This is a genomic window from Psychromonas aquimarina ATCC BAA-1526 (assembly GCF_000428725.1).
GTDB classification, from domain to species: Bacteria; Pseudomonadota; Gammaproteobacteria; order Enterobacterales; family Psychromonadaceae; genus Psychromonas; species Psychromonas aquimarina.
Map to the genome: position 1 here is coordinate 116,327 of NZ_AUAM01000007.1, position 24,555 is coordinate 140,881.

Annotated in this window: 21 protein-coding genes; 11 read left to right on the forward strand and 10 right to left on the reverse strand. The window is 43.1% G+C overall.

The window, feature by feature from the left end; all coding sequences use genetic code 11:
- The first annotated feature begins 53 nt into the window (after positions 1-53).
- From G337_RS0100510 to arsJ, 3 genes are all read left to right on the forward strand, one after another.
- Positions 54-806, forward strand: a complete 753-nt coding sequence (locus G337_RS0100510; protein ID WP_028862129.1) for a metalloregulator ArsR/SmtB family transcription factor — start codon at positions 54-56, stop codon at positions 804-806.
- 152 nt (positions 807-958) lie between these two features.
- Positions 959-1,960 carry an ArsJ-associated glyceraldehyde-3-phosphate dehydrogenase gene (locus G337_RS0100515; protein WP_028862130.1) on the forward strand — a complete coding sequence of 334 codons (1,002 nt, stop codon included), beginning with the start codon at positions 959-961 and terminating at the stop codon, positions 1,958-1,960.
- 69 nt (positions 1,961-2,029) lie between these two features.
- The gene (arsJ, locus tag G337_RS0100520) at positions 2,030-3,250 is read left to right on the forward strand and encodes an organoarsenical effux MFS transporter ArsJ (RefSeq protein WP_028862131.1); all 1,221 of its coding nucleotides are present in this window, start codon (positions 2,030-2,032) and stop codon (positions 3,248-3,250) included.
- A 43-nt stretch (positions 3,251-3,293) separates the two neighbouring features.
- Here the strand turns inward: arsJ and G337_RS0100525 are convergent, their stop codons facing one another.
- On the reverse strand, positions 3,294-4,460 hold the full coding sequence (locus tag G337_RS0100525) for a phosphoglycerate dehydrogenase (protein WP_028862132.1): 1,167 nt from the start codon (positions 4,458-4,460) through the stop codon (positions 3,294-3,296).
- Between the two features lie 286 nt (positions 4,461-4,746).
- Here G337_RS0100525 and G337_RS0100535 point away from each other — a divergent pair, with 286 nt between their 5' ends.
- The 8 genes from G337_RS0100535 to G337_RS0100570 all read left to right on the forward strand — a co-directional run bounded on the left by G337_RS0100535 (position 4,747) and on the right by G337_RS0100570 (position 12,355).
- Positions 4,747-5,103 (forward strand): hypothetical protein, encoded by a 357-nt coding sequence (locus tag G337_RS0100535; RefSeq protein ID WP_028862134.1) that lies wholly within the window; start codon positions 4,747-4,749, stop codon positions 5,101-5,103.
- Between the two features lie 231 nt (positions 5,104-5,334).
- Positions 5,335-6,465 (forward strand): hypothetical protein, encoded by a 1,131-nt coding sequence (locus G337_RS0100540; protein WP_028862135.1) that lies wholly within the window; start codon positions 5,335-5,337, stop codon positions 6,463-6,465.
- Positions 6,466-6,652: 187 nt separating this feature from the next.
- Positions 6,653-6,835, forward strand: coding sequence for a hypothetical protein (locus tag G337_RS0100545; protein ID WP_028862136.1), 183 nt, complete (start codon positions 6,653-6,655; stop codon positions 6,833-6,835).
- A 299-nt stretch (positions 6,836-7,134) separates the two neighbouring features.
- On the forward strand, positions 7,135-9,423 hold the full coding sequence (locus G337_RS0100550) for a nitric-oxide reductase large subunit (protein ID WP_028862137.1): 2,289 nt from the start codon (positions 7,135-7,137) through the stop codon (positions 9,421-9,423).
- Between the two features lie 89 nt (positions 9,424-9,512).
- Positions 9,513-9,902, forward strand: a complete 390-nt coding sequence (locus G337_RS0100555; protein ID WP_028862138.1) for a SirB2 family protein — start codon at positions 9,513-9,515, stop codon at positions 9,900-9,902.
- A gap of 9 nt (positions 9,903-9,911) precedes the next feature.
- On the forward strand, positions 9,912-10,421 hold the full coding sequence (locus G337_RS0100560; protein ID WP_028862139.1) for a class I SAM-dependent methyltransferase: 510 nt from the start codon (positions 9,912-9,914) through the stop codon (positions 10,419-10,421).
- A gap of 234 nt (positions 10,422-10,655) precedes the next feature.
- Positions 10,656-11,099 carry an RrF2 family transcriptional regulator gene (locus G337_RS0100565; RefSeq protein ID WP_028862140.1) on the forward strand — a complete coding sequence of 148 codons (444 nt, stop codon included), beginning with the start codon at positions 10,656-10,658 and terminating at the stop codon, positions 11,097-11,099.
- Positions 11,100-11,161: 62 nt separating this feature from the next.
- Entirely contained in the window at positions 11,162-12,355 is a 1,194-nt protein-coding gene (locus G337_RS0100570) for an NnrS family protein (RefSeq protein ID WP_028862141.1), read from the forward strand.
- 301 nt (positions 12,356-12,656) lie between these two features.
- Here G337_RS0100570 and G337_RS0100580 read toward each other — a convergent pair whose 3' ends face one another.
- The 9 genes from G337_RS0100580 to G337_RS25315 form a co-directional block, all read right to left on the reverse strand.
- The gene (locus G337_RS0100580; RefSeq protein ID WP_028862142.1) at positions 12,657-13,130 is read right to left on the reverse strand and encodes a hypothetical protein; all 474 of its coding nucleotides are present in this window, start codon (positions 13,128-13,130) and stop codon (positions 12,657-12,659) included.
- A gap of 342 nt (positions 13,131-13,472) precedes the next feature.
- Positions 13,473-14,249: a TatD family hydrolase gene (locus tag G337_RS0100585; RefSeq protein WP_028862143.1), complete on the reverse strand. Its 777-nt coding sequence runs from the start codon at positions 14,247-14,249 to the stop codon at positions 13,473-13,475.
- A gap of 45 nt (positions 14,250-14,294) precedes the next feature.
- Positions 14,295-15,317, reverse strand: a complete 1,023-nt coding sequence (gene holB / locus G337_RS0100590) for a DNA polymerase III subunit delta' (protein ID WP_028862144.1) — start codon at positions 15,315-15,317, stop codon at positions 14,295-14,297.
- Position 15,318: 1 nt separating this feature from the next.
- The gene (gene tmk, locus G337_RS0100595; RefSeq protein WP_037026785.1) at positions 15,319-15,990 is read right to left on the reverse strand and encodes a dTMP kinase; all 672 of its coding nucleotides are present in this window, start codon (positions 15,988-15,990) and stop codon (positions 15,319-15,321) included.
- A gap of 157 nt (positions 15,991-16,147) precedes the next feature.
- A complete protein-coding gene (locus G337_RS0100600; protein WP_051302868.1) occupies positions 16,148-17,125 on the reverse strand; it encodes a C45 family autoproteolytic acyltransferase/hydrolase in 978 nt (325 codons plus the stop codon).
- A complete protein-coding gene (locus tag G337_RS0100605) occupies positions 17,122-18,624 on the reverse strand; it encodes a hypothetical protein (RefSeq protein WP_028862147.1) in 1,503 nt (500 codons plus the stop codon). Before G337_RS0100605 ends, G337_RS0100600 begins: the two co-directional genes overlap by 4 nt.
- The gene (locus G337_RS25305) at positions 18,621-21,311 is read right to left on the reverse strand and encodes an aminotransferase class I/II-fold pyridoxal phosphate-dependent enzyme (RefSeq protein ID WP_051302869.1); all 2,691 of its coding nucleotides are present in this window, start codon (positions 21,309-21,311) and stop codon (positions 18,621-18,623) included. Before G337_RS25305 ends, G337_RS0100605 begins: the two co-directional genes overlap by 4 nt.
- 49 nt (positions 21,312-21,360) lie before the next feature.
- Positions 21,361-22,008 (reverse strand): tetratricopeptide repeat protein, encoded by a 648-nt coding sequence (locus G337_RS25310; protein ID WP_051302870.1) that lies wholly within the window; start codon positions 22,006-22,008, stop codon positions 21,361-21,363.
- Between the two features lie 88 nt (positions 22,009-22,096).
- Entirely contained in the window at positions 22,097-24,187 is a 2,091-nt protein-coding gene (locus tag G337_RS25315; protein WP_169719595.1) for an urea transporter, read from the reverse strand.
- Positions 24,188-24,555 lie beyond the last annotated feature (368 nt).

The following is a 24,555-nucleotide window of genomic DNA, read 5'->3' on the forward strand; positions in this document are numbered from 1 at the left end:
TGCATATATGAAATTTGTTATATATGCAGTTAAATTTAAATAATCAGGCATCTATGAAAAAACGCTTACTCTTTCTCTGTACAGGTAATTCAGCACGCTCGCAGCTTGCCGAAGCCCTGTTTCGACATTTATGTGCTGACAGTTTTATTGTTGCCAGTGCAGGCACAGCTCCAAGCGAGATAGATCCCCGTGTCTTTGAGGTATTAAAAGCCAATGCGGTCAGCAGCGAAGGGTTAAAAAGCCAGTCAGTTGAACAGCTGCAGTATGAACACTTTGATTATGTGATTACTTTATGTGATAAAGCGAACCATGAATGCGCTCTGTTTTCAGACTCACAAGCCTTAATCCACTGGGATTTTCCCGATCCTAAATACCTTAACGGCATACAGCCTTTTATTGATACCTTTAACGGTTTAAAAACACGCATCTCTTTATTTTTAATGCTTAACGGCCAGGAATCGGCAGATCCGTTCGGCCCCGTTGAGCTGTTCAAAATTATGAGTGATCCGCTGCGTTTAAAAGTACTGATGCTGATTGAAGATGAACAGTCTCTCAGCGTTGGAGAGCTCGTCAGCGTACTTGAAGTCAGTCAGCCTAAAGTTTCCCGCCATCTGGCTTTACTGCGTGAGAGCGGCATTTTACAGGTAAAAAAACAGGGACTCTGGGTTTTTTACAGCCTCTCTAAACAGCTTCCTGTGTGGATACGTCACACACTAGCCACGGTTCGTAACGGTAACCCCGGTATCATTAACCGCGAAAAAATTAAACTTCACCAGATTCCTGACAGAAAACAACTTCAGCAGTAATAATCTCTTCTAAATCTGCGGCTTAAACTCCGCACAGCTATGCTGACAGCTTGCCGTTCAAAACCAAATATACGGAAAACCATATATATGGATTTACATATGTAACTTGAGTATCTATACTGACTTCACGACAGGTTAACGGGAAACAGATAATGACAGTTAAAATAGGTATAAATGGTTTTGGACGTATCGGCAGATTAGCGCTTCGCGCTTCTTTTGACTGGGATGATATTGAGTTTGTGCAGATCAATGATGCTGCCGGAGATGCAGCTGCATTAGCACACCTGCTTGAATTTGATTCTATCCAGGGGCGCTGGCATCATCAGGTCAACAGTGACGGTAATGATATTGTTATCGGCACTACTCGAATCAAGTGCAGCAGCGAGCGGGATTTAGACGCCGTAGACTGGAGTGCCTGTGATGTGGTACTTGAATCTACAGGTGTACACCGTCAGGTAGATTTATTACAAAAATATTTAGATCAAGGCGTACAGCGTGTAGTGGTTTCAGCACCGGTAAAAGACGACAGCGTATTAAATGTCGTTGTGGGTGTAAATGCTCACCTGTTTGATAAAAGCATCCACCGCATTATCACGGCAGCTTCCTGCACCACCAACTGTATTGCTCCGGTTGTAAAAGTGATTCATGAAAAAATCGGTATTGAACATGCTTCTTTCACTACCATTCATAATTTAACTAATACACAGACCATTCTTGACGCACCGCATAAAGATCTGCGCCGGGCAAGATCCTGTGGTATAAGTTTAATTCCAACCACCACCGGCTCTGCGAAAGCGGTTATTGATATTTTCCCTGAGCTTGAAGGCAAAATTGACGGTCATGCAGTGCGGGTCCCCTTAGCGAATGCCTCGTTAACCGATATCATTTTTAATGTCTCCCGTGATACCGATATAGATGAAGTTAATGCTTTATTAAAAGAAGCTTCACAGGGTGAGCTGGCCGGAATTCTAGGCTTTGAAACACGCCCTCTGGTATCAATCGACTACAAAGGCGATCAACGTTCGACGGTTGTTGATGCATTATCCACTATGGTAGTTAATAAACGTATGCTGAAAATCTATGCCTGGTACGATAACGAAATGGGTTACGCGGCCAGAACGGCTGAGTTAATCCGCACCGTCGGTCAGCCGTAACAGCTGCAGTCTTAACAAAAAATATTACAGACTCCGCCCCGGCGGGTGTCTGTTAGCGAGTATAAATTGATGCTTCAGAAATTATCAGCCCTTAACAAAGATGTGCAGCAGTACATGCTGGTCACCTTTAATTACTGGAATTTTACCCTGACCGACGGCGCCCTGCGCATGTTAGTGGTTTTACATTTTCATCAGTTAGGTTACAGCCCGCTGCAGATTGCCTCTCTGTTTCTTTTTTATGAGTTTTTCGGCGTAGTGACCAACCTGATCGGCGGCTGGCTGGGAGCGCACTTAGGCTTAAATAAAACCATGAATATCGGTTTAGCCATGCAGATAGCGGCTTTAATAATGCTGGCTGTACCCTCTGAATTTTTAACTGTGATCTGGGTGATGCTTGCGCAGGCTCTTTCCGGCATTGCTAAAGATCTTAATAAAATGAGTGCTAAAAGCGCAATTAAAACCTTAGTTCCCCCGGATCAAGAGGGGGTTTTATATAAGTGGATTGCCGTACTGACCGGCTCTAAAAATGCATTGAAAGGCTGTGGTTTTTTTCTCGGCGGCGTTTTACTGGCGGTAATCGGCTTTCAGGGGGCTGTACTGGCAATGGCGGCGATCTTAACGGCAGTCTTAACCTTAAGCCTTTTGTTATTAGGCAAAGATATCGGCAAAGCCAAAAACAAAGTGAAATTTTCACAGATATTTTCCAAAAGTCGACCTATTAATATCCTTTCCGCAGCCCGTATGTTCCTGTTCGGCGCACGTGATATCTGGTTTGTAGTTGCTTTACCTCTCTACCTCGGCAGCGTGTTCGGCTGGGCTCATTCATGGGTAGGCGGTTTTCTGGCTGTCTGGGTAATTGCCTATGGGTTTGTGCAGAGCCTGGCTCCTAAAATAACCGGAAAATCGGCGGCAGTGCCCCCGGACGGCAAGTCAGCAATGAACTTAACGGCACTGTCAGCAGTTATCACAGTTTTTATCGCATTGGCTGTCCAGTATTCCTGGCTTCCTGAGTTATCAATCATAGCCGGCTTATTAATTTTCGGCGCCCTGTTTGCACTGACTTCATCACTGCACTCTTATCTGATTGTCAGTTATGCCAGAGGCGACGGTGTTTCACTTGATGTAGGTTTCTATTATATGGCTAATGCCATGGGCCGCTTAATCGGCACCATTTTATCAGGCTGGTTATATCAGTCTTACGGTATGGCGGCCTGTTTATGGTTTTCCTGTGCTTTTTTAGCAGCAGCGGCGCTGATATCTACCGCATTACCCCGTCATCAGCAAATTTAACAAAGCGCATAAAAACAGGGGACATAATGTTCCCTGTTCCTTTTTATAACGAACGCACAGCAATAACATGTTCAACTTTACGGATCGCTTCAATCAGCTCTTCCTGCGGTTCGCTTTCCAGATCGATAATGTTATAACCGATATTATCCCGGCTTTTATTCATCATATCGGTCACATTGACATTTTCATCCGCAAGAATAGAGAGCACATTACCTAATACCCCGGCGACATTTTCATTAACAAAGGTGATCCGGTACGGGGTATTTCTTTCCAGGCTGATCGGCGGGAAATTAACTGAGTTTTTAATATTACCGTTTTCAAGAAACTCAATTAACTGATTACAGGCCATTATCGCACAGTTATCTTCAGCCTCTTCGGTACTTGCACCAAGGTGAGGCATAGGGATCACCTCGGAGCGGTGAATCATGGCGGCCGTTGGAAAGTCTGTTGCAAAATGAAGCAGCCTGCCGCTGTCCAGCGCTGCAGTAACAGCCTGCGCATCACACACTTCACCGCGGGCAAAGTTAAGCAGACAGGCTCCCTCTTTGATATGTGCCAGTGCTTCACTGTTGATCAGGTTTTTAGTCGCTTCCATCGCCGGGATATGCAGAGTAACGTAATCACAGCGTGCCAGCAGTGAGTGCAGGTTTTCCATTTTCTCAATTTTGCTGGATAAACGCCAGGCGGCATCAATTGAGATAGCCGGATCATAACCGACCACATTCATACCTAAATCTATACCCATATTAGCAACATTAGCGCCGATCGCTCCCAGGCCGACAACCCCTAATGTTTTAGCTGCAATTTCACTGCCTTTAAACTGTTTTTTAGCCTGCTCAAGCACACCTCCTATTTCAGCATCAGAAATATCAGTTAAACCGCGGCAGTGGTTAATGCCTTCAACAGCCCCGCGGGAACAAAGCAGCATGGCTAACAGTACCAGTTCTTTAACCGCATTGGCATTAGCACCCGGCGTATTAAAAACCACAATGCCTTTCTCTGAGCATTTTTCAACGGGGATATTATTAACCCCCGCCCCGGCTCGGGCAACTGCTTTAACTGAATCCGCTAAAGGCTCATCATGCAGTTTAAAACTGCGCAGCACCAGCGCATCCGGCAAACTAAGCGTACTCGCAACTTCATAGTTATCACGGCTGAAATTATCCAGGCCGATACTGGCAATCTGATTATAAGTTCTAATTTGAAACATACTAATTCCTGTTTTGAAATTAAAAAATCACGTCAGAAACAGCTAGACGCAGATGATAAGCAGCATTTAATTAAACACAGTATTAGCTCAGGATCTCTTTTCCACAAGCGGAGCAGCAAAGCATTACCTGATACAGATCAAAGAGATGAAAAACAATGTATTAGCAGCATTAACTAAAGATTAGTTATACCCGTAATTCGCAGTAAAAGTAATTTGAGGCTATTTATTAAGTATTGCTGTTATTTAAAAGATGTCGCTTTAGCGAGCCCTATGAGACAATTCTGTTATGAAAATATATCCCCATATATATAAAGCACCCGTACGTGTTTTACGCATCAGCAGACGACGTTTCTGGTTACGTTTAAAACGTGACTTACTGGTTTTGAAAGGCGCATTAGCGCAGGAAAAGCAGGAAACTAAAGAGATGCTGATCACCTATAAACGTTATACGCAGAAGCAGGCTACTCAGGAAGAGATGCAGGCGGCCAATAAACAGTTTGCAGACATCTTAAAAGGTTTAGGTCTAGGCATGTTTGCCGTTTTACCTTTCGCTCCAGTTACCATACCTTTAATCGTTAAGCTCGGTAAAATTGTTGGTGTTGATGTGCTGCCGAGCTCATTTAACAAAGACTCAGAAAAATAGAATGCACGCCCTGAACCTGCTGTTTATTACTCAATAATTTGAAATAACAGCTGAATTTAACTATTTCAATAACAAAGTGTGCACCGGCCTATAGTTTCACAACAGTTATTTTGTCAGAATCAAATATATAAATACTAGATGCACAATATAAATCAAAAAAGCATCTATTTTCCCTGTACCCTTATAAAGTGCTGACATGAAATAATTAACGGAATAATTAGGAGTAGAGCTATGCCGTTACCTGAAAATCAATCATTTGAAGAAATAACCATAGAACAGCAGAGAGTTAAAAAGAATAAAGCAGCGGTAATGGAAAAGATTAACCTGCAGGGGCGAATGTCTCAAGGATTCAGATTAGTTAATAACAAAAACTACCAGATAAAGCTGCAGAAGTTAAAAGATAAAATTAATTCTTATCAGTACGCAGATCCGGCGAATAAGAAGCAGGATCAGTCAATGCTCGACATTATGACAAATAAGGACTCTTTAGCTAACTACCTGGAGCAGGACTGCAAAGAAAAAAGACAAAACCAGACGCTTGATTTTAAATCCCATACTCAAATTGCCAATACGCAGTTAAAAAGAAAACAGTTATTCATGATGTTTCAGGAGACCATTGAAGCGCAGGAAGAATTAAAAGAGTACGCCGTTCAGATAGCATCGGTATGTAACGGTATCGTTAAGCAGCCGCCGGGCGCTTATTTCGGCGTTAAAGATTTCCATGGTGCACTAGACAAAATAACCAACCGCAAAAGAAATTATGATATTGGTGATCTTAAAGATGCGGCCAGAATGACCATTATTTTTGAAAATATCGAAGATATGACAGCCGCTAAAGCCATGATCTCCTTAACCAAAGAATTTACCGAGCTGCAGCATTTTCAGTCAGCAATGAAAGACAGATACGGCACGGGCAAAGGGGCCAATGCCAAATATAACTGCGGCGCAACAGCGGCCGGTTATAAAGATATCAAGTTCTTTCTTAAAACCAGTAACGGCCACATCGGTGAACTGCAGCTTAATACACAGAACATGATGGCGGCCAAAAAAAACGGCCATATTATCTATGACATACTGCGTGACGGCGGCGCATTAGATAAATCCTTCACAATTACCAATAGGGAAGTTATTGCCAAGGTCAGCAGAAATATGAGTGATAAATGGTTTAACTTTATCAGAACAAGGGTACCCAAAGCCAAATTAGAACTGCTGGAAATTGAAAAAATGCTGGAGCGCTTAAAAACAAATGTCAGCCGCGGCAACCATAGCTTAGCGGTCAGTTTAAAGGAAATTAAATCACTCTCAACCGTCAGTCTTTTGATTTATGAACAGGGTGATAATGCAAGAGTGCTGTTAGATTAATAGGCGCAGACTGTAAAATTCATTACTAAAAAATGCCTTTCGCAGCAATGCAGAGGCATTATTTTTATCCGTTCACAAAAAATCACCAGTAAGCTCCGCGCAGTAGAAGCCAGCCTGCTTTAAAATAACGCCAGATCTGTGTTTATAAGCTAAAATTAATAGTGTGGAGCTATAAAAGGTTATCATTATGTATGATTTTATCGAAACCCTTATCTTAAGGGACCAGGCAGCTGAAGAGCTATTTTTTGAAGCCATGGATGATAAATTAAAACAGCAGGCAAAAGCTGATCGGAGGAGAGCAAAACCAAGAGGAGAGGTGCATGTTTATATCGATGATAAAGATCATAAATACTACTTCCACCCTCATTAATTTTACCAAGCCGGCATATTTACAAGTCGGCTTTTTCTTTGCCTGTTAAAACACCTGCAGATCCAATCAGCATTGCTTCTCCTTGATCCTCTCACTACTGCAGTAATGTAATATTTTACTCACCTTTAGCGCTGTCAATATGACACAAGGCTGTCATTTAGACATTAATGCGTTTGTCATTTTGACAGCAACCTCTAATACCACTTCAACATAAACCTTGTAATACAAGAACTTACGCATTGGCATGTATATTGCCATATGTGCAGCATCGATTATAAGAATAAACCTATGGAGAGGATATGAATAAAAATAAAATCACCGCAATAGCACTGCTTGCTGTACTTATTGCTTCCTTCACCGTACTGCTGAGTTTAGGCAGTGATATCTATCGGGAAAAACCCCCAATCCCAAACGCCTATGTTGGTATCAACGGGCAGATAATATTCACTAAAGATGATATTGAACAAGGGCAGCTGGTCTGGCGTTCAATGGGTGGTCATCAACTGGGTTCAGTCTGGGGGCACGGCTCTTACGTTGCACCGGACTGGACAGCAGACTGGCTGCACCGTGAAGCGCAGGCCTGGCTTAATATTACTGCTCAGCATCGCTACCAGAAGCCGTTTGCAGCACTCGACAGTGAAACTCAAGCCGGCTTAGAGCTGGCACTGCGCAATGATATACGTCATAACACAGTCATAGAGCAGGCAGACGGAACCACTGAAGTACGCCTGTCTGCAGTACGTACTGCGGCTGTAGAACAAGTTGCCGATCATTACCTGTCATTATTCGGCAGCGATCCTGAGCTGTCCTCCCTTAGAGAGCAGTACGCCATGAAAGAAGGTACGGTCCCTTCTCTTGAGCGTCGTACAAAACTTAACGCCTTTCTGTTCTGGGGGGCCTGGGCCGCGATTACTGAACGTCCGAATGAAAATTACACTTACACCAACAACTGGCCCTTTGATCCGCAGCTGGGTAATACACCAACATCGAGCAACATTGTCTGGTCAATTCTCAGTATCGTTACCCTGATTGCCGGTATCGGCGGGCTTGTCTGGCATCATGCCGGCGCTAAACACGATCCTCTGCCTAAGCCGGCGGAACAGGATCCGCTATTTTTCACTAAACCCACTAAATCCCAAAAAGCTGTGACTAAATATTTTGTTACCGCAATAGGTCTGTTTCTGCTGCAGATTCTGCTCGGCGGCATAACCGCTCACTATGCCGTTGAAGGGCAAAACTTCTACGGGATTCCATTAGCTGAAATTCTGCCTTACTCAGTCACACGCACCTGGCACACCCAGCTTGCCGTGTTCTGGATTGCGACTGCCTGGTTAGGCACAGGGCTTTACATTGCCCCGGCTCTCTCCGGTCATGAGCCTAAATTCCAGCGTATCGGGGTAAATATACTTTGGGCTGCGCTGGTTGTTATCGTTCTCGGCTCTATGGCCGGTGAATGGCTGGGTGTACAGCAGTACTTTGATCTGGACATGAACTTCCTGTTCGGTCATCAGGGTTATGAATATATCGATCTTGGCCGAGTCTGGCAGATCCTGCTGTTAGTCGGTCTGTTTATCTGGTTAGCGCTAGTAACAGCGGCCATCCGTCCGGCACTTAAAAAACAGGGCGAGATGACACCTGTTATCTGGGTGCTGTACGCTTCCTGTGTTGCTATCGGTTTATTCTACGGCGCAGGTCTGTTTATGGGTAAGCACACCAATTTAGCCGTTGCCGAATACTGGCGCTGGTGGGTTGTTCACCTGTGGGTGGAAGGCTTCTTCGAAACCTTTGCAACCTCTGTTATCGCGCTGATGCTGGTACGTTTAGGACTTATTCGCGCACGCAGTGCTAATGCGGCAGTATTATTCACAACGGTTATCTTCCTCACCGGGGGGCTGATAGGTACCCTGCATCACTTGTACTTTACTGGTGCACCGACATCTGTTATCGCCTGGGGTGCGATCTTCTCTGCTCTTGAAGTTGTACCGTTAGCCTTGATCGGCTTTGAAGCAGTTGAAAGCTACCGTATGCGCAGCGCAGCTCCCTGGATGATACGTTACAAATGGGCAATTATGTTTTTTGTCGCAACCGCATTCTGGAACTTAATAGGCGCCGGCGTACTTGGTTTTCTTATCAACCCGCCGATTGCACTGTACTTTATTCAGGGGTTAAATACCACAGCGACCCATGCCCATGCAGCCTTTATGGGTGTATACGGTATGCTGGGTATAGGTCTGATGCTCTTCTGTCTGCGTGGAATCAGCGGCAGCTTAGTCTGGAATGACAGTTATCTTAAAGGCGCATTCTGGACATTAAATATCGGCCTGGCGGCTATGGTATTTATGTCGCTGCTGCCTGTTGGTCTGACGCAGTTCTTCGCGGTACTGGAAAACGGTTACTGGTACGGACGTTCACCAGAAGTTATTCATAGCCCGCTGGTTGAAACCTTAGTCTGGCTGCGTGTTCCCGGAGATGTACTGTTCGGTATAGGCGGTATTCTGCTGGGTCTGTTCCTGTTCGACCTGCTGAGAAAGAGCCTGGTTAAAAAACCGCTTACTGATACGGCAGAAGATTTAACAGCTGAAGTCTAAAGGCTTCATAGAGTTTGTTAACTATCAGGGGGCTTTGCCCCCTTTTTACTAATATTTTGTACAGAATAAGATTTACAACAGGCACTTTAATGGATTATTTACTGGTTAAAAACATACATATGGGAGCTGCTTATCTCAGTATCAGCTTGTTTATTTTCCGCTCAGTCTTATCGGTAGCCGGATCGGCACTGCTGCAGCATAAACTGCTAAAAACAGTACCCCACGTGATTGATACTGTTCTACTGCTCTGCGCAATTTACCTGATGTTCACTATTGAGCAGTATCCATTTATTAACAGCTGGCTGACAGCTAAATTTATTGCCCTGACAGCTTATATCGCAGCAGGTACAATTGCACTTAAACGCGGGAAAAGCGCAGTGATCCGTTTTTGGGCGGCTCTTACTGCCGTGATAATTTTTATCTATATTATCGGTGCAGCAAAAAACCACCATGCATTGTCCTGGTTAACAATACTTTAAGGTTAGAAAATGTCAGCTTCAGCATTATTAAAACAACACCTGTCACTGCTCAAGCAGAGTGGTAAACCCGTACTGGATCTCGCCTGCGGCTCAGGCCGTAACGGCCTTTATCTGCTCGAGCACAATATTCCAACAATCTTTGCCGATAAAAACAGACAGGCACTAGAGACAATTGCAGCATTACCGCTGACACCCGCTCCACACTGCCGGGTAGTTGATTTCGAAACAGATCAGCAGCATCTGCAGGCCGACAGTTATCAGGCTGTTATAGTTTTTCGTTATTTACACCGTCCGTTAATGGAGCAGATTAAACAGGCTGTATGCTCCGGCGGTATCGTTATATATGAAACTTTTACCCTAGAAAACAGACAGTTTGGCCGGCCTAACCGTGAACAGTTTCTACTGCGGCCGGGAGAATTAAAGCAGCTGTTCAGCGGCTGGCAGTGTCTGCATTATTTTGAAGGTATTAAAACGAATCCGGATCGAGCCATTGCGCAGATAGTGTGCCGAAAACCATAAACATCACCACCAGCTTTCCTTTTACTTAATCGTTATCTTTGCCTTCCCTTTTAAACAAACTTATCAGTTCATTATAAAACACTCAAACAGGCGCGCTAACAGCGTCTCTATCGGTTTTCTTTCAATACTGTTAAACCGCTGCGGCATATTTTTTTTAAAAACTGTTTTACAGAAGCACCTAAAGATGTAAAATGAATACATCTTTAAGTTTTAAGCAAATTCAAGGTCGCTGAAATGCACATTACCCGTTATACCGATTACTCTCTGCGCGTACTTATTTATTTAGCAGTTAATAACAATCAGCTGGCAACAATTAGCGAAATTGCTAAAAGCTATGATATTTCCAAAAATCATCTTATGAAGATTGTGCAGCAGCTTAATGTTAAAGGCCACTTATTAGCGGTCCGCGGTAAAAACGGCGGCATTAAATTAAACCGTCTGCCTAGTGATATTAATATCGGCAGTCTGGTGCGGGAAATCGAAGACAAAAATAAATTAGTGGAATGCTTTGCTGAGAATAACCAGTGTGTGATCACCCCAGACTGTCAGTTAAAACGTATCTTCGCTGAAGCTCAAGAGGATTTTTTCAAAGCATTAGATAAATACACATTAGCGGATCTGCTCGGCGCAGATAAGCACAAAGCGCTGTCTGGATTACTGGCTATTGAGACTTTATAAGATGAAATCAGCAGCAGATAAAAGCAGCCGTTTAACTGAACAAATACTCTGAGACTCTAACTATGATCAATATTTCCAACCCGAAAAGCAGTAATGCACCTCAACCGAAAACGGCATTTCTGGAGTTCGCATTCCGCCCTTTCTTTTTGTTTGCCTCCCTGCAGAGCATTATTGCTCTGCTTCTGTGGAACGGTTTATTAACCGGCAGCTTTAGCCTTAACCTCTATGGCGGTTCCTTGTGGTGGCATATGCACGAGATGTTATTCGGCTTTGCCGCTGCTGTTATTGTTGGTTTTTTATTAACCGCAGTACAAAACTGGACAGGTGTACGCAGCTTAAACGGCAAAGGTTTACTGCTTCTGGTGTGTATCTGGCTGGCCGCCAGGGTATTATTTTTCTTCCCGGACACTGTTAACCACTGGGTTATTGCCCTTATTGATATCGCTTTTTTACCTTTATCTGCAGCGGCACTCGCTTACCCGATTGTAAAAGTAAAACTGTGGCGCAACTTAATGTTTATCCCGATTTTATTAATTATGTCTGTGTGTAATGCGCTTATGCATTACAGTATCGCCTCACATAACCCGATATTAATGAACTCAGCGTCTTCTTCTATGGTGTTATTGGTTACCTTAGTAATGACCATTATGGGCGGCAGAGTCTTTCCTATGTTCACTGCAAACGGCACTCGGACACCACGTGTCGATGCGATCATCTGGTTAGAAAAACTCACTGTCGGCAGTACTATTTTAGCCGTATTAACAGGATCTGGTTTTATCGAATTACCGGCACTGCTGACTGCAGTCATCTTTTTTACAGCAGCAGCCGCTCATACAGTGCGCATGCTGCGCTGGAAAATCTGGGTAACCTTAAAAACACCGTTAGTCTGGTCTCTGCATTTAAGTTACTGGTGCATTGCCATCGGCCTGTTTATGTACGGATTATCTGAGATAACAACCTCGGTTTCTCATTCACAGGCAACCCATGCATTAACGGTCGGCGCGATGGGCACCATGATCCTGTCGATGATTTCACGTGTTTCTCTGGGGCATACCGGCAGAATGATTGTGGTCGGTAAAATAATGTCAGGCGCATTTGCGGCTCTTATTTTAGCTTTTATTGTCAGGGTATTCGGCAGTTACTGGATCACTAACTACAGCCATGTTATTACCCTGGCGGTAGGGCTTTGGGTAATAGGTTACGGCAGTTTTATCGCGCTCTATTTTCCAATTTTAATTAAACCGCGTGTTAACTAAACAGGCACAAACAGATAAAAACCAACGCATTAAAATGCATTTTAACTCAAACAACATGAAAGGAGAATTATATGGGCTGTTGCGGTCAGTGTGGTGGTACTAACCACGAAGAGAAAAAAACTGAACAAACTGAGCAAACTGAACAACAAGAAAAATCTGCACAGGAGTAGTTTAATATATACCTGTTATCATTCAAGATGCAAAAATCAGCAAGTCGATGGTAACAGGTATAAGCAGTTAAAAATCCAGTCACAGATTCTGTGCCTGGATTTTTTATTTGTGCACTATATCAGCAGTGTCTTTACTCCTCATTAATCTCCTGCCAGCCGGAGTCAGGATCATTACCAAAACAGTCTAATGATGCTCTTGCGACGTACACATGGCGGCAGTAACGCCCCTTGTAAACAGGCAAAGCACTGCCGGGTAATTCAACAGCAGCCTGCCACTCATAGCTCTGGTTGGCATCAAGCACCTGTCCTTCTGAGACGGTTACTTCAATTTCAGTTGTCGAACATCCGGCTCTAACTATTTCAGTGCGCCTTTCCTGCTCTCCATCTGACTCATAGACTACATCGGTATCAGGAACTTCAACCTCTTCCCGCCCTTCCACCTGCAGGTATACCCGGTTCACTTTTAGACTGGCATCCTGAATCTGGGCCCTGACTGTGACTACAAATGGTTCATCAAACCTTACCGGTTCGCAATCAAGATAAACTTTAGCGGCCCCGCCGGTAATAGAGTTTTTTAAGGATTTTACTTTATCAAATAGTCCCATATTATCATTTCCTTAATGTTGACTGTTAGCTGACTTTATTCGCGATACAGATAGTCCTTTTATTTCCTGATAAAATTTAGACCATAATAAGGATTTAAAACAGACGGCCATCTTACACATTGGTTTTCGGCAGAAGTGCCGGCAAACAAAACAGTTAACTGTGGTTATTTAAAAAAACGGAATAACGTTAATAAACAAGAGGCTGTGAAGATGAAATCAACAGTTCAAGAAACCTGCTAAGGGAAAAACATGCACAATTAAAGAAAACCAGCCCGTAGCAGACAGGCAGGTTTTCGAGTATATCCGGTTATGTAAAGCAGGACCGCTTTATAAAAATTTTGATTATCTCTTGGCCTGAGTAAACAAATTAAAGAAGTTATCGGTAGTGACTTTGGCTAACTCTTCAAATGTCACCCCTTTTAACTGTGCAACAAACTTAGCCACATCTCTTGTGTAAGCGGGTTCATTCTCCTGACCTCGATGCGGTACGGGTGATAAATAAGGAGAATCAGTTTCAACTAACAAACGATCCAGAGGAATTTCTTTAATTGTCGCCTGTAATTCTCTGGCATTTTTAAAAGTGACAATGCCGGAAACGGAAATATAAAAGCCCATTTCCATCGCTTCCTGCGCCATTTCTAAGGATTCAGTAAAACAATGCAGTACACCGCCCACCTGCTCAGCACCTTCTTCACGAAGGATATTCAGCGTTTCTTCACGCGCGTCACGAGTATGTACTATCAAGGGTTTATTAACCTTTTTAGCAACGCGTATCTGTGCTCGGAAGGAAGCTTCCTGCTGCGCTTTATTATCCGGTGAATAGAAAAAATCTAATCCCGTTTCACCCAGTGCGACAACTTTGTCATGCTTAGCATATTCAAGTAATAACTCCTCATCAACGACCTCATCCTGATGTAAAGGATGCATGCCGGCCGAACAGAAGATCTGCGCAAATGGTGCGATCAATTCCGCCATCGCCGGGTATTTTTTTACTTCTACACAGACACTAAGCAGATAATTAATGCCTTTCTCTTGTGCTTTGTTTACCACATCGGCTAAATCTCTATGCCTGTTTTTATAATCTAAGCCGTCGAGATGACAATGAGAATCCACTAACATATTTTTAAACCTTTTATTCTATAAGTACTTATAACTGCCCGGCAGTTATTTAAATTCGTTTTTAATTTTAATCAGCAGCGCATTGATTAATAATTCTTTTTTCAATCCAGAATGGTCAACTAATAATTTTCGTGTTTGTAATAACTCTGAGCTTAAATAACGCAGACTTTTCAGAGTAATCTGTGGCTGCCAGATCTGCAGCTGCGGTAAAGCAAAACTGTAAACAGCATCCCTGTTCATTACACTTTCTGACAGCTTTAACTTATGCAGATCATGAAGCAGATGAAACAGCAGCTGTAAGCGCTTCTCTACCGATTCAGCTAAAAACTGACTAAAAGTAAACAACGATTCAGGCTGATTAAGCAGTGAAAACAGCCCTTCAACACAGTTTCTCCGTTCATCTTCTGAAGTTGAAACCTGCACGCTCTGCAGGTGGTTCAGTAAAGATAACGGGCTGTTTTGAAATAACCTCAGCAAACCAATATCCTGAATATTAAAACCCAGCTCAGATAACCAGGCTAACAGCTCAGTATCACCGGGCGTATGCAGATGTGTATGCTGCACACGGCTCAGCAGCGTCGGCATCAGCTGATGATGGGTACGGGTCAGTAAAATCAGGTAACTGTTACCCTGCGGTTCTTCTAAGGTTTTAAGCAGCGCATTAGCGGCCGGGACAGTTAAAGTGTGTGCATTTTTGATGATCACGACTTTATTGTCGCCTAAATGCGGGCGCTCATTCAGTGTATCGATTAAAGAGCGGACCTGTTCAATACCTATCGATTTATTCTGCTCATTCTGCAGCAGATGGAAATCTAAATGATTATTAGCGGCAAATAACTTACATGAGTGACACAAACCGCATGCCCCCTGCGGCATCTGTTTATTACTGCACAGCAGGTATTGAGCCAGATCTTGAGCTACTTTAAATTTACCAACACCAGCGCTGCCGGTAAGCAGAATTCCATGCGCAAATCGACCGCTCTGATAATTTTCCTGCAGCTGCTCAAAGACAGGTTTCAGCCAGGGGGTTGAAACCTGCTTTAACGGTTCGTTTTCGTCTAAAGACATATCAGGCAAGCTCTGTTAACCATTTATCTAACTGTGCAAAAACAGCTTTTTCAACTAATTCCGGCGTCTGCCCGGCATCAATAGTCACGGCATTAGCATCATTTTCTGCTAATGAGATAAACACATCTCGAGTACGCTGAAAAAAATCAATAGCCTGGCGTTCAATGCGGTCTAGTTCCCCGCGTCCTCTAGCTCGGCTTAAACCCAGCTGCGGATCAATATCTAAATACAGGGTAAAGTCGGCTTTAAAGTCACCTAATGCAACCTGTTTAATATCTTCAATCAGTTTAAGATCGATACCGCGCCCGCCGCCTTGATAAGCAAGCGAGGAGTAGTTATGACGGTCGCCGATAACAACCTTGCCGTCCGCTAAAGCCGGTTTAATGGTATGTTCGACTAACTGCACGCGTGCGGCATACATCAGCAGTAATTCTGCTTTATCCTGTAAAACTTCACCTTCGACTTCCACTTTGACGATATCACGCATTTTTTCAGCAAGCTCTGTGCCGCCGGGCTCACGTGTATAGGTTACTTTTTCAGCCGGCATATTCTGTAATGCCAGCCATTTACCGATATAAGAGATAGCGGTACTTTTACCAGCCCCTTCCAGGCCTTCAATAACAATAAATTTACTGGCTAACTTGTGCACAGCTGACTCTTTTAAAACCGACATGTAGTTACTTTCCTAAAATAGTTTTTTAAACGGCGCGATTATACTCTTTTAAAGGCCCGGGGAGAATAACAAATAAGGACAGGCGGGCACACTTAGAAAAGGCTCAAAATAGACTGTATTATTTACAATCGGAAAAACCGGTGCTGTTCATGCTTATTCAGTACCGGATCCAGACTTCCTGCTCAACAAACACTTCAAATGACTGATACATCCGCAGATGATAGGGCCAGCGGAACTCCATCGCTTTCAGCTGCGGGTTGTACACACAAGTGTATAAGGTACCGAAATTATTCTGGTAGTCACTGGCAAATAACGGCGCGTATTCAAAACCGTCTATAAAGGATTCAATAGTAGCAACGGGATCGTATAAGCGGTCTAATAGAGCCTGTTTACGCTCGTAGGAGCGGGAGAACATGGCATAATTAGTTAATTCAAAATCGCCCTGATGATTCACGGCAAAAGGGACGTGCGTTACTTTAGTCTTATTGACAGGAGACAGTTCCACGGTGGCGATATCAAAATAAGCATCAAGCAGGGTTATATTATAAGCCATATTAACCGGTACACGTTTAAGTACGGCTATCGCTTCCTGAGTATTTTTACAAAACTCCAGTATATAGCGCAGTACAAGGGGGATTCCAAAACCCTCACCGACACTGTGCGAACCGCCGAAGGCTAATGAGACACATAAGCCGTGTTCATTCATGCCGTCGAGCAGCCCCCATAAACAGTCAGTGGCACCAATGACCTGAGAATTATGCCATTTCGATTTCATAATACGGCCTTCACATAAATCCGGACTGTAGTCGTAATTGCGTACTAATACGGGACTGTAACGTGACCATACGGCTTGTGAACAGCCGGTAATATATGGTGTCGGGCAGTATAAACTTAACAGGCGTGCATCACTTTCGTCGGCATTGGTTAAGTTTAACAGATGCTCCCAGATCGCCAGCAGCTCGGGCATATATTCTGTCAGAGCTTGTCCGCATTCCGCTAAGCCCGGCCTTTTAACAGCACCTTCTTTTAAAAACCAGTGTTTGTAGGCGGCATCTGCATGCTGATAATAATCAAGCCACTTTTCTGCCGGATAATCTTCATTAACGGCAATAAAACGTTTATTTAACATATTCATTCACTGCCGCCTTTGCTTGATGTCGGACTGTTATAACGCTCAATCAGCTTCTGCTCTTCACTGCTAAGCGCCTGAATATCAAAGGCGTTATTAACCGCCTGCAGCCATCTGGCGGCGGTGCTGTTCAATTCAGTGCCCCGGGCCTGAGTTAAACGGGTATTGAGAAATACAATCGCTAAGTCAGCTCCCTGGTAGGCATATTCATCGGCACCCATTATACGCATTATAAAACCGTGGTCCGGGTTATCGCTTTTATCGGTGACTTCACTGCCGGCTTTCAGCAGCTGCAGCTGATTATTATTATCCAGCTGGTAAACTCCCGAAACAGGTGCATTATGAATTTTTTGTATCTGCTCCGGGGTGTGCTTGATAATCATCTGACTAGTTTCCCCCTGCGCACCTTCGGTTAATGACAGCTGATTATATTGTGCAGGAGAGATAAGATTTTCGGCTTCCACGCAGCCGTACTCTAATAAATGAAACAGAAATAGCGGTATGGTTTTCTGGCAGAACGGAGAGGTATTAGTCATTGCTGAAATTCCCGTTATACGCGGATTTAATTCGCCGAGATAGACACAGCTGTCATCCAGATCGATCAGATAGTCAGCTTCAAAGTAACCACGATAGCCCCTTTCATACAAAGCACTGCCCAGGCTTTCAGTTTTTTCATGGATGTTTTTTCTCAGCTCATCTGAAAATGCGTCCTGATATAATTCGTTACCGCACCAGCCCCCTTTATACGGAGTTAACTGTTCAAAGCCGATCATTTCACTCAGCAGTGGTCCTACGTAGGTGCCGGCCCTGGACGCGCATGCTTCGATTGCAGTGCCGACACAGTTGATGCGTTTCATTATTTTGACTCTGTCCTGCTCTTCGATTTTTTCTGCGGCTTTGTTGTAGTCATCTTCGCTGCTGATAAAAAATGTGGTTTTGCCTGAGTCTCCATACGGCGTCTGTACTACCCAGTTTTTCCCAAGCATATGGCTTTCTGCCAGTGTTAATAATGTCTGGTAACTATCTACATTTGCTAGTGTATTAGGCACACTGGCTACGCCGGCTTCGTTACCAATTTCAGTGGTAGTTATTTTATTATCGATACTTTTTACCAATTCATTATCGGGTAGCTGAATATCGATACCAAGCTCGGTGCAGCGCGCCTGCAGCTCTGGGTTAAAAAACAGGAACAAAGCGCGAGCACTATTTTTGTCACTGCCATTCTGTTTTTCTGTATGATCAGCGAACAGTGTTAATGACTGCGGATGGTTTAACAGATAGTAGTTAATAGACTCCAGCGATGAGAATACCCCGCAGCTGTTTAATGCTGGAATTAATGTACTTGCACTGAGCCCGTCGTAGCAGTTAATTGAATTAATATTTAACCAGTTATTTACCCAGCGGTGCATATCCATAAGGTTAAAATTAGTCGGGCTGATAAAATAGTAGGGCACGCTATTGCCGCTGAAATACTGTTTAACGGCTTCAAAGTTATCTAATTTCATTTTATTGCTTCCAGGTTGTTGGTTATAAGAGCATCGTTTAATGCCTGCTGTAAGTAATCCTCAGAAAAAGTTTTCAAGCCTAATTCGCAGTGGTAGCCGTGAATTTCGCTAATAGTTAAGTTAGAAAAATAAACTAAGATGTCGTAGTCAATTAACTGTCCCGGTACCAGCATTGGAAATCCGGGCGGATAGGGAGTTACATAGGATGCCGACACCCAGGTTTTACCGGCTTTTGCGGCCTGCATAATGCCGGAATCTAAGGTGATGTAACTAATGTTGTTATGATCGTAGGCGCTATAATAAGCACGGCGCATATCAACTAAGCAGCCGTGGTCATAGGTTGTGCTGTGAAATGGTGAAAACAGAGAGTGATAGCGGCGCAGCTGCGGCATTTTTACAGTTGTTTTATTATGTTTAATAATCGCGCCCTGCTCCCCGTCCCGGGCGGCTGAAATTCGTTCGCCCACTTCTTTTAATACATCAAGTAAATACAGAGAGGTGTCGGAATCCACTCCGATATTTACAATAAATAAGACTGTGTGCTGCGAGGTTTTGTTTACTTGAATATCGTAACGGTCAATCAGAAGCTGCCGAAAATGATTACCGTCCATTCCTGTGCCGCGGATATCCACAGTAATACGCGTAGGATCAACAACAAAACCCGACTGGTTAAACTGTGACAGCAGCGATAAGTAATTTCCGACGGCCTTGTTATTAGCGGATGCCGCAGAATTCTCATTATTTAAAGTTCTATCCTGCTCATTCGGATAAATGTCTTTTTCATCTAAGACCTTAAACAGCTGTGATAATCCGGGATCGGCTTTGATCTGCTGACGAATATAGTGCGCTAAACGAATGCTGTTCTGTGTGCGCTCGAATCCTTCTAAATTCATCTGCCGGCGGGCAATATCCAGTGAAGCTAAAATCTGATAATTAGGCGATGTTGAGGTGTGTGTATAAAACGCATCTAAAAAGTGTTCCTGATTAAACATTTCATCAAAGATATGGATCATCGAGCCCTGACGAAAGCAGCTTAATGTTTTATGGGTTGACTGTGTCGCATACACTCTTAATAAAACTTTGGCCGGATCCGGCCAGTCTGACTTGTCGCTTAACGAGTTATAAAACTCAAAATACTGTGCGCTGTTTAAACGTGCCCGTAATGAGTGACTCACCGCCATTGCGTGGCGTTTCTGATATAGAGGATTAAAGTGAGCGTGGGCAAACCATGCTTCATCCCAGTGAAAAATAATATCCGGTTTTATTGCTAAAATTTCCATCATGTATTTTTCGACATCGTAAATTAAGCCGTCGAATGTCGAATTGGTGAGTATTATCTGTTTAACTTTATGTAATAACCCCGCTTGTTTTAATTGTAATAAACGCGTTTTTATCAGGTTTAAGCTTACTGCGCCGTATAAATCTAAGTTGTCAACTGCATTGGTTTGTAAAAAAACAGCATGGGCGCCGCATAACATAACGCCGTAAGGCACAGACTTGTGACAGTCAGAAGAGAGTAGAACAATATCTCCGGGCTGAATATTGGCCTGCATTACTATTTTGTTAGACGTTGAAGTGCCGTTAGTGACAAAAAACGTCTGCTGCGATCCAAAACATTTGGCAGCTTTATCCTGAGAGTTTTTAATTGCACCTTTGGGATTTAATAAGGAGTCCATGCCGCCCTGCGTTGAAGATGTTTCAGCATAAAATACGTTGTCACCATAAAACTGATAAAAGTCGTCTAACCACAACGAATTTTTTATCGAACTGGCCTGCGAAATAGGCAGGGCATGAAATACTCCTTTAGGCTTTTTGCTGTATGCCTGTACCGCATTATAAAAAGGAGCATTACAGCGTTCGCGTACGCCGTTCATTATATGGTAGTGAAGATCTTTAAACGGATGCTGGTAATAAAATACACGGTTAAACAGAGAAAAATAAAGTGCAGGCAGTTCACTGAAAACAGCTTCTGAGAGATAATAATGTTCCAGTTCGGGACGAAGCCCCCCGGCATACTGGTGAAGTAATAATGCGCTGTCTTTTTCTAGTGTATGCAGGTGCTCCCGACAGCAGAGATCCTGCTGCGACTGCTCAACAAACTGCAGCAGCGAGTTTGCCGAATCTAGATCGCTGTTTTTTCGGCAGCCCGACAGCGACAGGCAGGCCTGGATATTAGGGTTATTCATTACTGCAGTAACGGCGTCGGCCAGATTACTGACAAAAACCAGATCGTAGTAGAATTCATCACGTTCAGTTTGTAACGTTTTTAAGGTGCTCTGGTAAAGATCAATATAAGTATCAGGATTCGGGTGTAATACTAATACGTCGAAGCAGGGTTTTAAATTTACGCATTTATTCGCGTTTAATTTCGGCTTATCTAACTCGTCAACCGCTGTGCTGAAAGGTGAAAACGATGACTGACGTTTAGCCTGCAGTGCCGCAAAACTGTTTTCTGCTAACTGCTTTGCTAACAACAGCGAGTTTGTGTGCAGATAAGAACTTAGTTTGTTTATTATCAGCCGGCCCGGGTATGCCCAGAACCGCTCGTTTTTACCTAATTCAATAAAAATCGAAGCGGCGGCGTCTGTTTTATTTTCAGTTAAGAGACGGATAAACTGCTTCCACAGTGAATAGCGTAAAATAATATGATCGAATGCGGGTTTACTGTCGCTAAAAGGTAACTTCATAATAAAACCTTAATAGAGTGCTTAATATCTGCTGCGTAAGTTTTAGGGTTTAGTTTTTCAGCGAAAAATAATAATTTGCCCTGATATTTTCAGGATCAAGAATTAACAGATTAGCATAATGTTCACTGGCAATGCTGTACATTTTCTGCACTGCAAAAATATGTGCATACAGCTCCATAAAGCTGACGTTTTCCGGATAGCGTTCGAGCATTTTCTGCAGCAGGGTTTCTGCATTGGCAAACTTCTTATTTTCAATTAAGGCGTAAGCCAGTTTTAAATTGCCGTAATAATTATATTCATCCTGTTTTAATATGCTGAAACCTAGCTCTTCGGCTAAGTTGTACTTGTGCTGGGCAATAGCCACTGACATTAACCCTAATGTCGGCGACAGCGAGTTCGGTAGAGCGGCTTGTGCCGTCTGATAATGACGGGCAGCATTAGCGTATGAACCCTGCTGTAAATACAGATAACCTAAGCGCAGGTTGACTGTATAACTATTTTTGTAATGGTTATGGACAACGGTTATTGCTTTAATTGCGTCGATATAATTTTCAGTACTCTCATACTGGTAGGATTTCTGGTAAGCCTGTTTAATCTGCTGGTAACTGATTTCTGCATAAGCCGAGAAAGATATTAAAGCGCCCGCAATAATAAGGCTGATTTTCGCCATGTTTTCTTGGAAAATACGTAATTTCATAAAAGTACCTTCTGAATTAAAGTTAAAAGAAAAGCCGATATAAGCGCCAATGCATTTAAAGTGGTGATATTTATTGCTATGCGGATGCTCATTTCTTTACCCCCGCAGAGATAAGCTGAATATCTCCGGCCTGAATAAGAGTAAACTTAACGTAGGGATCTAAGACTATTTTTGTTTTGATAGTATGCTGTGAAAACTTAGGTTTAATTTCACCTGCAATGGTGTGGTCATCAATAAATGCATAACGGGCATTATTAGTCACACTTTTGTTGGACATGATCTGCCGCCACTGCGAGAAAACCTGCTGCAGTTTATTACCGATAAAATGAACAGGAATAAAATCAAACCAGTGTGCCTGTTCAAGATAATTAAACGGCAGGCTGGGCAGTGCCTGGTATAGAACTTTTAAATATTTATCATTACCTTCAAGGTGGTAAAAATAAAAACACGAGTCCGATCTGCCTAAATAAAGGCGGCTGCCGTGACGTTCTAAATAAAAGGTGCCGTCAATTGCCATTTTTGTCACAAACTCTATCCTTCCCAGGTCTGTACCTGTTTCTTTAACATTAAAGTGCAGAATGTCGTCTAATATAAAATTGCTGACCTGCATATAATAACTATGGTTATAAGCTGGTTTTAGATGAGTATTTTCCGGCGGTACACAGTGATGGCGATAGGTATCTTGTTCAATTACACCGTTAAAACAAAACGGTATTGTTGCCGATGCGATGTAGCTGCTGCTTTGATACTGCATATGAATATGCGGCTGCGGCGAGTATCCGGAATTACCGCAAAGCCCGACAACCTGATAAGGCTCTACCCAGTCACCCTGCTTAACAAATACCTTGTATTGCGATAAATGACAGAGAGCAACATAAAAACCGCGAATATCCTGAATAACAATATAGTTACCCCAGTTATTTATGGTGTCGACAATGCCGATAGAGTTATCAGCAAAATGGTCTGTGGCATTAACCACATAGCCCTGTACCGGCGAGCAGACCTCTTTTTGAAAACAAAAATAATCATGCAGCAGTTTGCCGTCATTGTGAAAGGTACTGCCGGTATTATCTGTTTTTACAAAATCATAAGCGTAACGCCACAGTCCTTTATGTGTCCATTGCCCGTCAAAACCCTGTGAAACCATCCATTCGTCACTAAAGGGTAAGTGCATAGTAACCGCACTCGGGTAACGCAGCTGTGCAGTATGAAAATATTCAGCAGTCTGCTCCGGCGTTGGTTTATAAATAAAAGGCCGCAGCGGATAGTTCAGTAACCCTAATACATAGGTCATTCCTAAAGTAATCACGATAAAGGGCAGGGTAAAAACCGGGATACCGTACTGCGACCAGAAGACATCGGTAGAGCTGAGCAGTATAGTTGCTAATGCCACGCCGATAAACGCAAGAACATAACTGCGCGGCGACGGAATATTTAATACGCAGCCTAATGCCATGGCGATTAATATATAGTTAAAGGCGGCTATATCCATTACCGCCATATCATATGAACCTGTAAAAGCCCCCTGCAGAGCAGTACCGAATAAAAATCCAAAAACAGCAAGCAGTAATAAAATTCGCGATGCGAAACCAATCATTAACAGTATTAAAAGACCGGCAGCCGGACTGGGTAAAAATATAATAGCCCCTAGTGCCTGCAAAAATCCGCTCAGCCAAAGAGGCAGCAGATCGGATGGAAAAGTAAGTAAGTAGACCGGGGTATAAATATCGTTAACATATAAGTTGGAAAACCGTGAAGCCGCTAAATAAATTAACGAGCTGACAATAACAAAGGGGATACTTAGAATCTGCAGGCCGAATAAACGGTAAAATATATTAGCTAAACTTAAGGTTAAAATAAAAGTAAGCACCGCGGCGATAGCGATAAATGGAACGGATAACCAGGACAACTCAAATAGATAACCGATAGACAGCCCGACCAGCAGCGGGTTGTAGGTGTAATAACCCGTGGTCAAAAACTCCGCATGATAACCGATAAAACGCGCAAAACTATAGGCTGAACATATTGCTAATAACCCCGACAGGCCTAGATGCGGATTTATGCAGGTGATCAGTAAAATAATTAAACCTGAAAAAAAATTCTGCAGAAAAAATATCTCAGAATAACTGTTAAGCACAGGTTTAACTTTGCTAAAAACTGAATAGATAAATGCTTTCACAATAAGCCTTCTTTTTCTAATAAAAGCAGATAAGCATTTGTAATAACGCTCTATCTGAACAGAGCTGGGATTACGTAACACGCATAGGCTCTTTTATTTGATTTTGTGACCGTAAGATTAAGTGTGAAAAGTGCAAACAATGTGCAAACAATAAGTAACATTGAGGAAGATGATTATTAATAAAACTGCTTTGCCGATGCTGTTCTAATATGAAACTGGGTAAAGTAAAAAACAAAAATATTCACTGTTATTATGCTTTGCTGATCAATAAGCAGTTATCTCTTAAAGCCTTGATGCCGAGGACTTATTACTCTACCGGCGCAGCTCTTTAAGGCACCTGCTTAATTTCAATTTATGAGGCGCAGGAC

Coding starts and splice junctions, on each gene's coding strand:
- G337_RS0100510 (WP_028862129.1), top strand. CDS start 54: ATGAAAAAACGCTTACTCTTTCTCTGTACAGGTAATTCAGCACGCTCG.
- G337_RS0100515 (WP_028862130.1), top strand. CDS start 959: ATGACAGTTAAAATAGGTATAAATGGTTTTGGACGTATCGGCAGATTA.
- arsJ (WP_028862131.1), top strand. CDS start 2,030: ATGCTTCAGAAATTATCAGCCCTTAACAAAGATGTGCAGCAGTACATG.
- G337_RS0100525 (WP_028862132.1), bottom strand. CDS start 4,460: ATGTTTCAAATTAGAACTTATAATCAGATTGCCAGTATCGGCCTGGAT.
- G337_RS0100535 (WP_028862134.1), top strand. CDS start 4,747: ATGAAAATATATCCCCATATATATAAAGCACCCGTACGTGTTTTACGC.
- G337_RS0100540 (WP_028862135.1), top strand. CDS start 5,335: ATGCCGTTACCTGAAAATCAATCATTTGAAGAAATAACCATAGAACAG.
- G337_RS0100545 (WP_028862136.1), top strand. CDS start 6,653: ATGTATGATTTTATCGAAACCCTTATCTTAAGGGACCAGGCAGCTGAA.
- G337_RS0100550 (WP_028862137.1), top strand. CDS start 7,135: ATGAATAAAAATAAAATCACCGCAATAGCACTGCTTGCTGTACTTATT.
- G337_RS0100555 (WP_028862138.1), top strand. CDS start 9,513: ATGGATTATTTACTGGTTAAAAACATACATATGGGAGCTGCTTATCTC.
- G337_RS0100560 (WP_028862139.1), top strand. CDS start 9,912: ATGTCAGCTTCAGCATTATTAAAACAACACCTGTCACTGCTCAAGCAG.
- G337_RS0100565 (WP_028862140.1), top strand. CDS start 10,656: ATGCACATTACCCGTTATACCGATTACTCTCTGCGCGTACTTATTTAT.
- G337_RS0100570 (WP_028862141.1), top strand. CDS start 11,162: ATGATCAATATTTCCAACCCGAAAAGCAGTAATGCACCTCAACCGAAA.
- G337_RS0100580 (WP_028862142.1), bottom strand. CDS start 13,130: ATGGGACTATTTGATAAAGTAAAATCCTTAAAAAACTCTATTACCGGC.
- G337_RS0100585 (WP_028862143.1), bottom strand. CDS start 14,249: ATGTTAGTGGATTCTCATTGTCATCTCGACGGCTTAGATTATAAAAAC.
- holB (WP_028862144.1), bottom strand. CDS start 15,317: ATGTCTTTAGACGAAAACGAACCGTTAAAGCAGGTTTCAACCCCCTGG.
- tmk (WP_037026785.1), bottom strand. CDS start 15,990: ATGTCGGTTTTAAAAGAGTCAGCTGTGCACAAGTTAGCCAGTAAATTT.
- G337_RS0100600 (WP_051302868.1), bottom strand. CDS start 17,125: ATGAATATGTTAAATAAACGTTTTATTGCCGTTAATGAAGATTATCCG.
- G337_RS0100605 (WP_028862147.1), bottom strand. CDS start 18,624: ATGAAATTAGATAACTTTGAAGCCGTTAAACAGTATTTCAGCGGCAAT.
- G337_RS25305 (WP_051302869.1), bottom strand. CDS start 21,311: ATGAAGTTACCTTTTAGCGACAGTAAACCCGCATTCGATCATATTATT.
- G337_RS25310 (WP_051302870.1), bottom strand. CDS start 22,008: ATGAAATTACGTATTTTCCAAGAAAACATGGCGAAAATCAGCCTTATT.